10 protein-coding genes and 3 pseudogenes are annotated in these 14,858 nt (G+C 50.8%); 8 read left to right on the top strand and 5 right to left on the bottom strand.

Annotated elements, in window-relative coordinates:
• Positions 1–116: 116 nt before the first annotated feature.
• From speB to BJQ97_RS09260, 5 genes are all read left to right on the top strand, one after another.
• Positions 117–1,091, top strand: a complete 975-nt coding sequence (gene speB / locus BJQ97_RS09240; protein ID WP_160156353.1) for an agmatinase — start codon at positions 117–119, stop codon at positions 1,089–1,091.
• 30 nt (positions 1,092–1,121) lie between these two features.
• Positions 1,122–2,570 carry an aldehyde dehydrogenase family protein gene (locus BJQ97_RS09245; protein WP_160156354.1) on the top strand — a complete coding sequence of 483 codons (1,449 nt, stop codon included), beginning with the start codon at positions 1,122–1,124 and terminating at the stop codon, positions 2,568–2,570.
• A 78-nt stretch (positions 2,571–2,648) separates the two neighbouring features.
• Complete coding sequence (locus BJQ97_RS09250) at positions 2,649–4,022, top strand: purine-cytosine permease family protein (protein WP_160156355.1); 1,374 nt, start codon at positions 2,649–2,651, stop codon at positions 4,020–4,022.
• A 1-nt stretch (position 4,023) separates the two neighbouring features.
• Positions 4,024–4,845, top strand: coding sequence for a carbon-nitrogen hydrolase family protein (locus tag BJQ97_RS09255; RefSeq protein ID WP_160156356.1), 822 nt, complete (start codon positions 4,024–4,026; stop codon positions 4,843–4,845).
• A 7-nt stretch (positions 4,846–4,852) separates the two neighbouring features.
• A complete protein-coding gene (locus BJQ97_RS09260) occupies positions 4,853–5,506 on the top strand; it encodes a cyclase family protein (RefSeq protein WP_160156357.1) in 654 nt (217 codons plus the stop codon).
• Between the two features lie 88 nt (positions 5,507–5,594).
• Here the strand turns inward: BJQ97_RS09260 and BJQ97_RS09265 are convergent.
• Together BJQ97_RS09265 and BJQ97_RS09270 are read right to left on the bottom strand one after the other, a co-directional pair.
• Positions 5,595–5,699: pseudogene (locus BJQ97_RS09265) on the bottom strand (acetyltransferase); the annotation flags it as partial.
• Between the two features lie 58 nt (positions 5,700–5,757).
• On the bottom strand, positions 5,758–7,134 hold the full coding sequence (locus BJQ97_RS09270; protein WP_328719106.1) for a D-serine ammonia-lyase: 1,377 nt from the start codon (positions 7,132–7,134) through the stop codon (positions 5,758–5,760).
• A gap of 243 nt (positions 7,135–7,377) precedes the next feature.
• On the opposite strand from BJQ97_RS09270, the pseudogene BJQ97_RS09275 reads away from it, so the two are divergent.
• The 3 genes and pseudogenes from BJQ97_RS09275 to BJQ97_RS09285 all read left to right on the top strand — a co-directional run bounded on the left by BJQ97_RS09275 (position 7,378) and on the right by BJQ97_RS09285 (position 10,232).
• Positions 7,378–8,549 (top strand): annotated as a pseudogene (locus BJQ97_RS09275) (MFS transporter).
• Positions 8,550–8,662: 113 nt separating this feature from the next.
• A pseudogene (locus tag BJQ97_RS09280) lies at positions 8,663–8,986 on the top strand (GNAT family N-acetyltransferase); the annotation flags it as partial.
• Between the two features lie 190 nt (positions 8,987–9,176).
• Complete coding sequence (locus BJQ97_RS09285; protein WP_160156359.1) at positions 9,177–10,232, top strand: RNA-guided endonuclease TnpB family protein; 1,056 nt, start codon at positions 9,177–9,179, stop codon at positions 10,230–10,232.
• Positions 10,233–10,630: 398 nt separating this feature from the next.
• Here BJQ97_RS09285 and BJQ97_RS09290 read toward each other — a convergent pair whose 3' ends face one another.
• The 3 genes from BJQ97_RS09290 to BJQ97_RS09300 form a co-directional block, all read right to left on the bottom strand.
• Positions 10,631–11,980 (bottom strand): GntP family permease, encoded by a 1,350-nt coding sequence (locus BJQ97_RS09290; protein ID WP_160156360.1) that lies wholly within the window; start codon positions 11,978–11,980, stop codon positions 10,631–10,633.
• Between the two features lie 142 nt (positions 11,981–12,122).
• The gene (gntK, locus tag BJQ97_RS09295; protein WP_160156361.1) at positions 12,123–13,667 is read right to left on the bottom strand and encodes a gluconokinase; all 1,545 of its coding nucleotides are present in this window, start codon (positions 13,665–13,667) and stop codon (positions 12,123–12,125) included.
• 17 nt (positions 13,668–13,684) lie between these two features.
• Positions 13,685–14,701 (bottom strand): LacI family DNA-binding transcriptional regulator, encoded by a 1,017-nt coding sequence (locus tag BJQ97_RS09300; protein WP_160156362.1) that lies wholly within the window; start codon positions 14,699–14,701, stop codon positions 13,685–13,687.
• Positions 14,702–14,858 lie beyond the last annotated feature (157 nt).

Here is a 14,858-nt window from a genome sequence, read left to right on the forward strand (position 1 = left end):
GCCGCTACTTATATGAAAAACAAACCCGCTTACGGGCCTTTTTGTTTCTGCATTCTTGGCACATTTTTTGCTTTAAATACTATAAGAGCATTTTGAATGCCCAAGGAGGTCTTGACATGTACAAACCGAAAGATTCTTCCCTGTCCCCCCGCTTTTGCGGAGTTCGCACCTTTATGCGGTTGGAACAAATCAAAACAACAGACGATGTCGATTTTGTCATAGTTGGCGTTCCTTTTGACACCGCGGCATCGAACCGAACGGGACAACGATATGGCCCACAGCACATTCGCAGTGTTTCTGTCTTGCTTCGCCCTTACAATCCAGATATGGATATTGATATTTTTGCCTATTGTTCCGGCGTCGATTTCGGGGATATTGATGTCATTCCCGGCAATGCGCTCCGCACGTATGATCGCATCGTCGAAGAGCTGCGGCCGTTGTTGAAGAATGATGTCGTTCCCATTATCATGGGGGGCGATCACTCCATTACGTTGGGGAATTTACGAGCTTTTTATGAGCGCTTTGGCCCCATCGCACTCGTTCATTTTGATTCTCACAGTGACACTTGGGACCATTACTATGGAGAAAAATATATGCATGGCACGCCGTTCCGCCGCGCCGTCGAAGAAGGGTTGCTTGATGTGGACCATTCGATCCAAATCGGCATGCGCGGACCGCTTTACAGCGCTGATGATATCGAGGATGCCCAGCGGCTTGGCTTCGAAGTCATTCCGATGAAAGAAGTCCGGCAAATCGGCTTTTCCGAAGTGATGCGCCGCGTTCATCAACGCGTCGGGGACAAACCCGTTTTCGTTTCCTACGATATAGACTTTGTCGATCCTGCTTTTGCCCCGGGTACTGGCACACCGGAAGTGGGCGGGCCGACCAGCTATGAGGCGCTCGAATACGTAAGGGGGCTTGACGGGCTGAATATTGTCGGATTTGACCTCGTCGAAGTATTGCCTGCTTATGACTGCGGAGAAATTACAGCGGTATTGGCTTCTGCCATTATGTATGAGATGATTACACTTGTGGCGTTAAAGAAAAAGCGGGCGCAGTCAAACACCCTGTCGGCAGCGAAAATGACATAAAACCATTTTAACGAAAAGGGGCAGCCTTCCATGGTGTATATCAATGGAAAATGGAGCAAAGGACAAGGGAAAACAAGAGCCATCATCAATCCCGCGAATGAGGAAATCATGATAGAAATCAATGAAGCATCCCAGTCACAAACCGTAGAGGCGATCCAAGCGGCCCATCACGCCTTTCAATACACCGATTGGCCATCCAATCCGATCATGCGGATTGCTGCGCTTCGCCAATTGGCGGATCTGTTGGAAAAAAACGCCGAAACATTCGCTTCGATCGAGACGTTGAATACAGGAAAACCGATTCGCGAGTCGCGCCTCGATGTCAGTGATTCGATCCAATGCCTCCGTTACTACGCCGATTTTGTTGAGCAACGGACCATCGAGGAAAAGAAAAGAACCGATGGCACGACAAGCAAAATCATTGAGGAACCGATCGGGGTATGCGCCCTCATCGTTCCTTGGAATTTCCCGCTCTTATTGGGGATATGGAAATTGGCTCCGGCGCTTGCGGCGGGAAATACAGTGGTGTTTAAGCCATCAGAACTGACTCCGCTATCGTTCATGGAACTGACGAAGCTGATCGATTCCATCGGCCTCCCGCCCGGCGTGTTTAATCTCGTGCTTGGCGGCGGTTCGCCGGTTGGAGAAACATTGGTGACACATCCTGATGTGGAAAAAATATCGTTTACTGGCGGAACGAAAACCGGACGATGGATTTACGAACAATGCGCTCGTCGTTTGAAGCGAGTGTCTTTGGAACTCGGCGGAAAATCCCCGCTGATCATTTTTGACGATGCGGATCTTATGAGCACTGTCGAGTGGGCGCTGTTTGCTTCCTTCTTCAATCAAGGGGAAGTGTGTGTGGCTGCTTCGCGCATTCTCGTTCATCGACACGTTTATGATTCGTTTATCGATCAGTTGGTCAAAAGACTGACGTCCCTCCGCATCGGAGATCCTTTCGCGGAAAACACAGAGATGGGGCCGTTAATCAGCTCCTCACATTTAGAAAAAATGGAAACATATATCCAGATCGGCTTGCAGGAGGGGGCAGTGCTGCTGCAGGGAGGGGAACGAATCAAAGAACGGGGATATTATCTCACCCCTGCCGTTTTCACCCACGTCCGTCAAGACATGCGCATCGTCCAAGAAGAAATTTTTGGTCCTGTTATTACCGTACAACCGTTTGAACATGACGAAGAAGCCATCGGCCTGGCGAACGATACCATATACGGACTAGCAACTGGCATATTCAGCCGAGATCTCGAACGGGCGGAACAAATCGCCGGAAAATTGAGAGCAGGCACGATTTGGATTAACAGCTATCACACTCCTTATGTCGATGCCCCTTGGGGCGGCATGAAGCAAAGCGGAATCGGCCGGGAGCTTGGGCCGCAAGGATTTGCCGCTTTTACGGAAACAAAGCATGTGAACATCAGCCAACATGGCCAACCACTCGGATGGTACCCATCGCACTCCTGATTTCGTCCTTAGGACGAAATCAGTACAAGTTTATTATTCTGAATATTTAAAATAAAAAAACAAGGAGGAATGATCCTCATGAAATGGACAGAACGGTTGGGTCATGATGATATTCGGCCGACCCCGATGAACGAACGGAGCATGAACTTTTTTAGCACGTTTACTCTTTGGATTGCGGCGAATGTGGTGATTACCACTGTCATGACGGGAATGATGTTTGTTCCTGACATTTCCTTCTTCAACGCCATGCTGGCGATTATTGTCGGTTCAGCGATCGGCGCCATTCCGCTCGCCCTTACTGGAAACATCGGCATCCGCACCGGGCTCCCTACAATGGTGATGACAAGAGCAGCTTTTGGACAAAAAGGAGCCATCCTTCCCGCCCTTGTCAACACGATCATTTTAATCGGCTGGAGCTGGATTCAGGCCTATATGGCTGGCCTTAGTCTGAATTATGCCGTCCATTACACCACTGGATACAGCAATATCAACCTATTTGTGATCTTGACGGAGCTTCTTGTTGTGATCATTACGATTTTTGGCCACCGAGGGGTGGAACGAATTGAAAAATATATATCGATTGCCATGTTGATTTTATCTTTCCTTGTTTTTTACAAAATTTTTACGACTTACGACATTTCTACACTAGTAGAAATGAAATTGAGCGAGCATCCATCCATCAGTACGATCCTTGCCTTTGATATCGTCGTCGCCACCGCTTTTTCTTGGATGTCGACAGTTTGCGATTTCAATCGCAACTGCCGCTCCGAAACAAGCGGGTTTTGGGGAACGTATTTTGGTTATCTTGTCGCGTCCATTGTCGCGATGGGACTTGGGGCCGTTGTCAGCGGCTTCAGCATTGCCTCGAACATGGAACGGACTTATGATCCCACCATTCTCCTTGCGGCTTACGGATTTGGATTGATCGCGTCTATCGTCGTTTTCTTTTCTGTACTCTCGACCAATGTCATGGCATTATATAGCGCCACAATGTCGTTTATGAACGTCTTCCCGCGCACGGGCTTTTGGAAACCGACGTTAATCATGGGAGTGATTTGCACGCTTGGCGCCTTGCTGAAAGAAGTGCTGATGTCCCATTTCTTTAACTTCATTATGCTGATTGCCACGTTGTTCATTCCTGTGTTTGCGATTGTGCTCGTTGATTACTTTTTTATCAAAAAAGGGGTATACGACGCGGAAGATATTTTGTACGATACAAAAGGTCAATATCGTTATCAAAAAGGAGTCAACATCGCCGCCTACATCACCTATATCGTTGGAGCTGTCTTCGCCTATTATTTTACGTACATTCATCCACTTGCCGTTGGCTCCACTATGCTGACGTTTCTTTTATCGGGAGCTGTTTATTTTGGGTTGATGAAATGGACAAAACAAATATTGGCAAGCACGAATACGATGGAGCTTGAATCTCCCACTAACTTGGAGGGATGATATGAATCGATCGTTTGACATCGCGTTGGCGCAGATGGCGCCGGCGAACGGCGACATTGGCGCCAACTTGGCCAAAATGGAGGCTATCATCAATGAGTGCAAGCGAAAGTTCCCTAATGTCCATCTTCTTCTGTTCCCGGAACTTTGCACCACTGGCTACGTATTATCGGAAACGCTGAAAGAGGCGGCCCAAACATGGGACGGCCCTACGTTTCAGCACATGAGCCAGCTTGCTCAAACATTTCAATTGTATATTGCCTACGGATACGCTGAAAAAGATCGTGCAGAACATATATACAACTCTCTTATGTTGATTCATCCCAGTGGACAATGTATAGGCAATTATCGAAAAATCCACTTGACTCCTTTCGAAAAAAACTGGTTTTCTTCGGGAGCCGAGCCGGTGCTGGTGGATACAGAACTTGGCCGCATTGGTCTAATGATTTGTTGGGACTTAGCTTTTCCAGAATTAGCAAGATACCTAGCCGTCCATGGAGCCGAGCTTCTTCTCGTTCCATGCGCTTGGGAATCTCCCTTTCATGCACCGTTTCAAAAATTCGCCATGGCACGTGCGATCGATAATACGGTTTATGTGGCTGCATGCAATCAAATTGGGTGGTCTTCTTCTTTCCATTTCTTTGGTTTATCCTCTATTTATGGGCCGGATGGAAGGAAAATAGCCGCAGCCAACATGAACGGACGGGAAGAGCTCGTACACGCAATGATCGATCAAAACCAACGCCAAGAGTTAAAGAAAAACTTTTATACAATGATGAACGAACGACGAATCGACCTTTACCGACAATGGATTTGGAGGGAATGACGAGAAAATGATCATCAAAAAAATCATCGACCTCTCCATGCCGATCACGGCCCAAACTCCTGTTTACCCGGGGGATCCGAAGCCCGAGATCGAACCGGCGGCGACGTTCGCTCGGGACGGCTATCACGTCAGCCGCTTGGTGCTCGGTTCGCACAGCGGCACCCACGTCGATGCGCCGTTCCATTTTTGCGAGCACGGATGGCGGTTGGATGAAGTGCCGCTTGCCTATTTTCTCGGCCGCGGGCTCGTGATCGACGCAACGGGAAAAGCGGAAGGCGAGGCGGTGACGATGGCCGATGCCGCCCCGTATATCCCGCAGCTGTCGCCAGGGACGATCGTTCTTTTTCACACCGGTTGGTCGCGCTATGCCGGAACGGAGCGGTATTTCCGCCATCCGTACGTTGCGCCGGATGTGATTGAAGCGATGCTTGAACGCGGCGTCCGCACGTTTTTCATCGACGCGCTCAACATCGATCCGCCCGACGGCTCTTCGTTCCGCGCCCATGAACTCATTCTTGGCGCCAACGGGGTGATCGGGGAAAATTTTGCGAACTTCGAGCAAATCGATTTTGATGGCCCGTACATCATCGCCCTGCCGCTTTCCTTGCCCGGAGGCGACGGCTCGCCCGTTCGGGCGGTGGCGGTGCAATGGGGAGAATGAAGAAGAGCGGCAACAACCAAACGCCCCGTCCTTTTCTTTAGGTGCGGGGCGTTTTTGGTCTGATCAAGCTGCGTTTTCACCACCCGGTTCATTTGATGATTTTCGCCGGGCTTCCGCTAACTACCGCATTGGCCGGAACATCTTTCATCACAACCGTGCCTGAGGCGATGACCCCATTGTCGCCGATTGCAATGACGGTCCCGCCATCAAGACGTTCTGGCGAGTTCCTCATTTCCTCTGCCGCCTGCTCATCATCCTTGAGGAAAACAGTCTCCCAACTCTTTTTCAATCCGTTCCCCTTCCCTATAATAACCGTCCATCACATCCTTTGGCACCATGCTTCCGCCCGTCGCCCAGCCAATATGGGTGGCGTTTTTCATTTTTTCTTTCAAATCGTTTTCCTCTAAATACGTTTGTCCCGCCAAATCACGAAACAGCCAAACAGGCCCCGCCACCCCTGCCAATGCGGATGGCTCTAAACGGATATTCTCTGTATCGACCATGGCCGCGAGCAAGCGGTAAAGCGTTTGATCATCCACCGTGTATACGCCGCTGATGACGTGTTCTAACATTTTCCCGACAAATCCCGAAGGCCGTCCCACTGCCAATCCGTCCGCTTCGGTCTTGTTGTCGAGGCCAAACTCTTGCACCGACACGCGGTCGTGCTGTCCTGTCATCAACCCAAGCAGCATGCAAGGCGAATGCGTCGGTTCAGCGAAAAAGCAATGCACATGATCCCCATACACGAGTTTCAGGCCAAAGGTTACTCCGCCCGGACCGCCGCCAACGCCGCAAGGAAGATACACAAACAGTGGATGGTCCTCATCGACGACGATGTTCATATCCTCTAATTGCTGTTTCAGCCTCGACGCCGCCACCGCATAGCCTAAAAACAGATGGATCGAATTTTCGTCATCAATAAAATACGAGGTCGGATCCTGTGCCGACTGTCTTCGCGCCTCTTCCACCACTTTGTTGTAATCAGTGAGATGTTCGATGACGGTGACCCCTTTGCTTCGCAACAGGTCTTTTTTCCATTGTTTGGCATCGACTGACATATGAACGGTGACGTTGAACCCAAGCTGCGCCCCGATGATGCCGATGCTCAAGCCTAAATTTCCTGTCGAACCGACGACAAGCGAATAGCGGGAAAAGAACTGCCGGAATTCTTCGCTGGCCATGACCGCATAGTCGTCTCCTATGGCGATCATACCGTTTGCGAGCGCAAGATCTTCCGCGTGTTTCAAGACTTCGTAAATGCCCCCTCTCGCTTTGATCGACCCGGAGATGGGAAGATGGCTGTCGCATTTTAGCAGCAGCTCCCCCTCGATGTTTGTCTGAAACATCTTTTCCAAACGCCGTTGCATGTTCGGAATCCGCACCAAAGGAGATTCAATGATTCCATTTGTGTTTCGCGTCTCTGGAAACACGTTTGCGATATAAGGAGCAAAGCGGCGCAATCGCTCTTCCGCCTCCTTGACATCGCGTTCGCTTAAAGGAATCGTTCGAATGGCTTGTACAAATGAGTGATAGTTCGGGTTTCGCCAAAACACCTCTTCGGCCGCCATGATCATTTCAAGCAACGGGAATTCCTTTCCCCACTTTTGGATCGCTTTTTCTGTCATGATGTAGACCCTCTCCCCGTTCGTTTTTGTCCTCAGTGACTTTTGCGCACCCTTTGCGGATGTTGATCAAAGATCGGACCGTGTGAATAGTCCACGAATGTCCCTTTGGCGTTTAATCAAACCTTTTTCATCTATTTTCAGTCTGGCGAAAACCGTTTCTATTGTCAATGCGTTTGTCATCTTTGAAAAATAACCTTATTTCCTTTATGATAAAGATGCAAACTACATAGCGCGGAGATGGTGATCATGAGCGATCGGCGTTATTTGCCGCTTTTATTTCTTGTGATGTTTTTCGTCATGGTTGGGTTCGGCATTATTATCCCCGTCCTTCCGTTTTACGCAGAAAAAATCGGCGCTACCCCAACACAGCTCGGCTGGTTGATGGCCGTATATTCTTTCATGCAATTTTTATTTGCGCCAATGTGGGGGAAACTATCGGACCAATATGGACGAAAGCCGATGTTGCTCATCGGCATTTCTGGCTTAGCACTTTCGTTTTTCTTACTCGCCGTCGCAACAAAACTTTGGATGTTGTTTGCCGCTCGAATCATCGGGGGGTTTTTATCTGCCGCCACGATGCCGAGACCGCCATGGCATACGTCGCAGATGTGACGACCGAAGAAAACCGCGGCAAGGGGATGGGCATCATTGGGGCGGCCGTTGGGCTTGGATTTATTTTCGGACCGGGGATCGGCGGCGTGTTCTCGAAAACGAGCTTAACCGCTCCGTTTTGGATCGCGGGCAGTTTAGCGCTCCTGACTGCTATATTCGTCTTCTGTTTCTTGCATGAATCGCTTCCAAAAGAAAAACGATCGAACACACAAACGAAACGACCATCGCTCACGACCGCCCTCCAAAGTCCTCTGGCCCGTCTATACGTGTTGCAGTTCATGGTGACGTTTTCCCTTACCGGACTTGAAGCGACGTTTGCTTATTTTGCCGCTGAACGGGCAGGGCTTTCATCGACGAAACTTGGCTACATTTTTATGATGATGGGGCTTGCAGGAGCCATCGTCCAAGGAGGAATGCTTGGAAAACTGATTCAATCGTTTGGTGAAGGAGCAATTATTCGTGTTGGACTACTTCTGTCAGCGCTCGGCTTTGCACTTATTTTATTCATCTATAACTTTTGGACAGCCGCGCTCTATTTAACAATTTTCGGCATCGGCAACGGCGTCATTCGCCCGTGCGTATCCGCCTTGTTAACAAAATATACGACCGATGGACAAGGAAGCGCAACAGGCGTCTTATCATCGTTCGATTCGCTCGGCCGCATTGGCGGTCCGGCGATGGCCGGCTGGTTGTTTACATTAAAGTCCAGTTTACCGTATACGACAGGGATCGTGCTAACATTCATTTCCTTCGCTGTTTTTCAATCGTTTCAACGAGCCATGATGCAAAAAGACTCCGCCCTTTGACACAAGAGGAGGACGGATGTGGACATCTCCGGTTACACTCGCGCACGGAAGTGAAAGTCTTATTCATTTGGGGTGATCAAAAATCATCATCTGTACAAAGGAGGAGGATCGCCTTGAACATCGTTCCAACCAAACAGTTGGACCGCGCCATCGTGAACCAATTTTTCAACGACCATTGGGGAAGTCCGCAAATGGTTGTCTCGACCGGCATCTATACCTGCAGCGAACTGGATGGATTTGCGGCTGTCGAGAATGGACAGCGGATCATCGGGCTCATTACGTTTGTGATTCGCGGACACGAATGCGAAATCATCTCGCTAGACAGCATAATGGAAAACCGCGGCGTCGGCAGCGCCCTTTTGCATGAGGCGGAGACATGGGCGAGACAACAAGGGTGCACCACTGTTCAGCTCATTACAGAAAAAGCCGTCTTTCATCCCACGTTTTCAATCGTGGGATGAAAGACGGCGTTGCTCGGCAATCCCTTAATGGGATTGCTTAGAGCAACCATTTGGATGTTGCGGTATAACCATTAAACGGATACAATCCATAATATGGAACAACAATATCGAAGAACGAAAACAACTGAACGCGATGTGGAATCGCAAAAGAAAAGGGGGTGAATCCATGCCGACGATCACACTAAGGCTGGAACTGCACAACCCAACGAAAGTCAAACAAGACATGTATGAACGGATGACAAAAGTGAATACCGCCTTTGCGAATTGGCTGTTGAATCATCCCAAGCTGAATCAAGCGACGAGCAAACTGTTTAAAGAGTTTTCGTCACAACGATTTCCTTCCGCCATCGTGAATCAGACGATTCGAGAAGTGAAGTCCCAAAAGAAAAAACAAAAGGCAAAGAAGTTCCGAACATGTTGGTGTTGCTTTAACAATCAAAATATAAAGGTGGAAAAGAAAGGAGCGTTCTACACGGTTTCCTTCCCCACACTGGAGAAGCGAATTGGCGTGCCTGTCGTCACGCGCCCCTATCAAGAAGCATGGCTGGATCGGCTGATCCATGGAACTGCCAAACAAGGGGCGGCCAAGCTCTACAAAAAGCGAAAGAAATGGTGCTTGGCGATCGCGATCACATTTGAAGTCAAGCCGCGGCACAAAACAAAGGTGATGGGGGTTGACGTTGGGCTTCGCTATATCGCCGTTGCCAGCGTTGGAACGAAATCGTTGTTCTTTAAAGGGAATCAATGCGCCTTCATACGCCGACGATATGCGGCTTTGCGGCGAACGTTGGGCCAAGCGAAGAAGCTCCATATGATTCGCAAAATCGGCGATAAAGAGTCCCGCTGGATGAAGGATATGAACCACAAAATCAGCCGTCAAATCGTCCGTTTTGCGCTCGCCAACGGTGTTGGCGTGATTCGGATGGAAGATTTGGCGGGGATTCGGAAACGAGCCGCTTCGGCCAAAGAAGCAGGACGAAATCTTCATTCATGGGCGTTTCATCAACCGCAAACGATGATTGCCTATAAGGCGGAAATGGCGGGCATTCGGGTGGAGTGGGTGAATCCGACCTACACCAGCCAAACATGCCGATGCGGGCATCGGGAGAAAGCGAACCGAAACGGCATCCACTTCCGATGCCAAAAGTGCGGATACACCATCCACGCCGACTTGAATGGCGCGATCAACATCGCCAAAGCGATTTCGGGCTTCGCCGCCTAACCTCGCGCACTGGTCACAGGTGCGCCGCCCATTGGGGTACATCTTAACCCGATGGGACGGGGTGATGACACACCCCTAAACTTGGGCGTTGTCTGAACCAGAAATGGATGAGGACGCGAACGACCCAAGAATCCCACGCCCTTTAGGCGTGTGGAGTGTCAAAACGAACGACAACTTGCATGCCCTTCGTTTCTATCAGCTTCATGCTTTGTTTTTCGCTCTGCACGTCTCGCAAAAATCATTGAAATTCACTCCTTATGTAATATTTCGTCACATGATTATAACATAATAATAAAGATAGTGGAAATGTTGAGAGGTTGTTTTTCTCTACCGCGCCGCATCTCGTTTTCCATCAAAAAGGTGTCCCGTCTGTGTTTGGGACACCTTCCATTCTGATATTAGAGAACCACGTTCAACAACAAGACGAAAATAAACGCCACCACCGAAATAATCGTCTCCATCACCGTCCACGTCATGAGCGTTTCTTTCACCGTCATGCCGAAGTACTCTTTAATCATCCAGAAGCCGGAGTCGTTGACGTGTGACAAGATCAACGAACCGGCGCCGGTCGCCAAGACGAGCAGTTCCACGTTCGTTCCTGGCATCGTGGCGGCGATCGGCGCGACGATGCCGGCTGCGGTCATCATCGAGACGGTCGCCGAACCGGTCGCTACACGGATGAGAGCGGCGATGCCCCAGCCTAATAAGAGCGGCGACAGGTGCGAGTGTTTCGCTGCTTCCGCGATTTGCTCGCCGATGCCGGAATCAAGCAGCACTTTGTTGAACGCGCCGCCCGCCCCGATGACAAGCAGGATGTTCGCGACCGGGCCAAGGCAGTCATTGGCGAATTTGAGCACGTTGTCGCGGTTGAAGCCGCGCGCATAACCGAGGCTAAAGAACGAATAAACCGTAGCGATGAGCAATGCGACGATCGGATCGCCGATAAAACGCAGCACTTTCGCCGCTTCCGACTTTTGATCAAGCGTCACGTTGGCGACAGACGCAATCAACATCAAAATGACCGGAAGCAAAACCGTAAACAGCGTATTTCCGAAGCTCGGAAGCTCCCGCGCTTCTTTATGCTGCACAAGCTGTTCGGCGATTTCCGACGGCACTTTTTTGTACATGCGCGAGCCGATCCATTTGCCATAGAGCGGCCCGGCAATCATCGCGGTCGGCAGACCGACGATAATCGAATACAGAATCGTTTTTCCGACATCCGCCTTAAAGATGCCGACTGCCGCCATCGCAGCTGGATGGGGCGGAACGAGACCGTGGACGACAGACAAACCAGCGACAAGCGGAATGCCGATCGTCACAAGCGAAATGCCTGTTTCCATGGCGATCGTAAAGACGAGCGGAATGAGCAGCACAAATCCAACTTGGAAAAATACTGGAATCCCAACTAAGAAGGCGACGACCATCATGGCCCAATGGACGCGCTTTTGCCCAAAGCGGTCAATTAACGTTTTCGCAATGCGCTCAGCGCCGCCCGATTCAGCCATCATTTTGCCAAGCATCGTCCCAAGCGCCAAGACGATCGCTAAAAAGCCAAGTGTATTGCCAAGCCCCGCTTTAATCGAATCAATGATGCCCGGCGTTTCTGGCGAAGGAGCGACAAGCGGCATCCCCATCATCAAGCCAACGCCGACGGAAACTGAAATGAGTGCGACAAACGGATGCATTTTTGCTAAGGTAATGAGCAATAACAAGACGATAATGGCAGCAATGACAATGGCAATTCCCATCGACTGTTCCTCCTTATGTTGAAATAAATCGATTTAGTAATGGTTAAAGCAAACGCTTTCAACTTTCTTTAAGAGAAGGAGAGATAAACCGATTTAGCGACTGTTGAGGATAGTACTAAACCGATTTAGTCCTTCTTCTCTCTTATCCACTCCGCCGCTGGAACGCAGCAATCGCATCAAATTCATCTTTCAATCGCTCATACAAGCGGGCATACAAATCAAATAGCTCAGCATAAATCAGTGTATGATCTTGGTTCGGTTCATGGCGGGCCGTTGTATGGATCCACGGTTTCACCATTTCTAAGGACGGCAGTTCGCCTAAAGCGTGAAGCGCCACCGCGGCCGCTCCTAACGCCGAGGCTTCATGCGTCTGCGGCACGATGAGCGGTTTGCCGAGCATATCAGAAAGCATTTGCCGCCAAAACGGCGATTTGGCGAACCCGCCTGAGACGCGGATTTCCGACATCGGTCCAGTGACATCGCGAATGGCCAAGGCGACGGATAGAATGCTGAAGCAGACGCCTTCCATGACGGCGCGGATGAAATGCTCGCGCTTATGATGAAGGCCAAGGCCGAAAAACGTCCCACGCGCATTCGCATTCCAATACGGCGCTCGCTCGCCCGATAAAAACGGCAAAAACACAAGCCCTTCCGCCCCCGGTGGAACGCGTTCGGCATATTTCGTCAACAAGTCATACGGATCCATTCCAAGCTTTTTCGCCACTTCCCGTTCCTGAGCGCCGAACTCATCGCGCAGCCACCGAAGCAAAATGCCGCCGTTGTTCGTCGGTCCGCCAACGACCCAATAGCCGGGCGTCAACGCGTAACAAAACGTCCGCCCTTTTTCATCCGTTGTCGGTTTTGCGGCAATCGTTCGCACTGCGCCGCTCGTCCCGATCGTAATGGCCGCTTCTCCCGGCAACACCGCCCCGACGCCGACATTGGCGAGCACGCCGTCGCTTGCCCCAATGACCAACGGCACGTCCGGAGCGACTCCCATTTTTTCCGCCCATTCTTTTTTCATTCCGGTCATGATATGTGTGGCCGGAACGAGCCGTGGCAGCTGGTCGCGGCGAATGCCGACAAGGGCGAGCCCCTCCTCGTCCCAATCGAGCGTATCGAGGCGGAACAACCCCGTCGCCGATGCCAGCGAATGGTCAGCGACATAATCGCCGTACAGGCGATGCAGCACGTAGTCTTTCACCGACACAAACCGGCGCGCTTGCCGAAATATGTCCGGTTGCTCCTCTTTCAGCCAAAGCAGTTTCGCTAGCGGCGACATCGGATGAATCGGCGTTCCCGTCCGTCGATAAATGGCAAGCCCGTTCTGCTCTTTTAATAGCCGCTCCGCTTGGGCGACGCTTCGGTTGTCGGCCCAGATGATGAGCCGAGTCAGCGGCCGCCCCGACTCGTCAAGCGCCATAATCGAGTGCATCGCGGCGCTCAAACCGATCGCTTTCACCTGCTCTGGGCGGATGCCATGACGGATTGTCACCGCCCCGACCGCTTGAACGACCGCCGCGAACAGCTCCTCGGGGTCTTGTTCCGCAAACCCAGGATGCGGCTGAATGATTGAATAATCGACCGCATGAGAAGCAAGCACTTGCCCCCGCCCGCCGAACACGACCGCTTTCGTACTCGTCGTTCCGATATCAATGCCAATGACGACGTCCTCATGAATGGTCATCGTTTCTCCTCCCTTCCTCATTTCTTCTCCCGTCTGATCGATGTCCGTTCCATCAATGTCGGGGAGAAACGAAACACTTTCGGTTGGTCCACCCGCTTCCGATCCATTTGCTCGAACACGCGCTCTGCCGCTTTTTTCCCCATCGCAAACGTCGGCTGGGCGATTGTGGTCAGCGCCGGCGTGTAAATATCAGCAAACGGCACATCGTCGATGTTGATGATCGCCACCTCGTCCGGCACACGAACCCCTGCGTCTTTCACAAACCGCAAAACTCCCATCAACGTCAAGTCGTTGATCGCAAACAAGGCATTGGGCCGCTTCGGTTCGGCAAATCGTTGTTTCAACACTTCCGGCAACGCATCCGGATCAGCGGCGATGATGTTCCGATCTTCAACGTCCAGCCCTCTTTTGCGCATAGCCGCCCGAAATCCTTCCAACCGCTCCATCCGCGGCACGTTGTATGGGACAAGCGGCGGGGTGACAATGGCGATGCGGTTATAGCCATAGGAAGCGAAATAATCGACCGCCATCTCCGCAGCGCCGAGGTTGTCCAAAAGCACGCTGTCCGCCTCCACTCCCGGCACCATCCGGTCGACAAACACAAGCGGAAACTGTTCGGCAACAAGACGGTGATAGACGTCGTCGTTTTTCCCGGTCGGAAACACGATCAGCCCGTCCACTTGTTTCGCCAGCAGCGTATCAACATATGTTTTCTCTTTTTCCGGATCATCGCCGGAGTTGCAGACGATGACTTGAAACCCACGCTTTTGGCACTCTTCTTCAATGGCGTGCAGCACTTGCGTTGTCAACATATGAAGCATATTAAAGACAATCACGCCAATGGTCGCCGTCGTCTTTTGCTTCAAACTGCGGGCGATGATGTTCGGCTGATAGCCGAGCTCTTCAATCGCCTCGGCGATGCGCTTTCTTGTTTCCTCGCTCATATACTCATAGCGCTTATTTAAGTATTGCGACACGGTACTTTTCGAAACGTTGGCCAATTTCGCGACATCGGCCATCGTCACTTTTTTCAAAAGGGATCCCTCTCTCGCACTAAATCGATTTAGTTCAAAAGCGTTTTCATAAACCGGTTTAGCTTCATTATAAACAATTTGAAAGCGATTTACAACACTTTTTTTGCTTGCTCGCATCCTGCCTTTTCTTGATCCTTTGTTTTTTGCAAGCAAAAAA

This window comes from Geobacillus sp. TFV-3, assembly GCF_009901865.1.
GTDB classification, from domain to species: domain Bacteria; phylum Bacillota; class Bacilli; order Bacillales; family Anoxybacillaceae; genus Geobacillus; species Geobacillus thermoleovorans_A.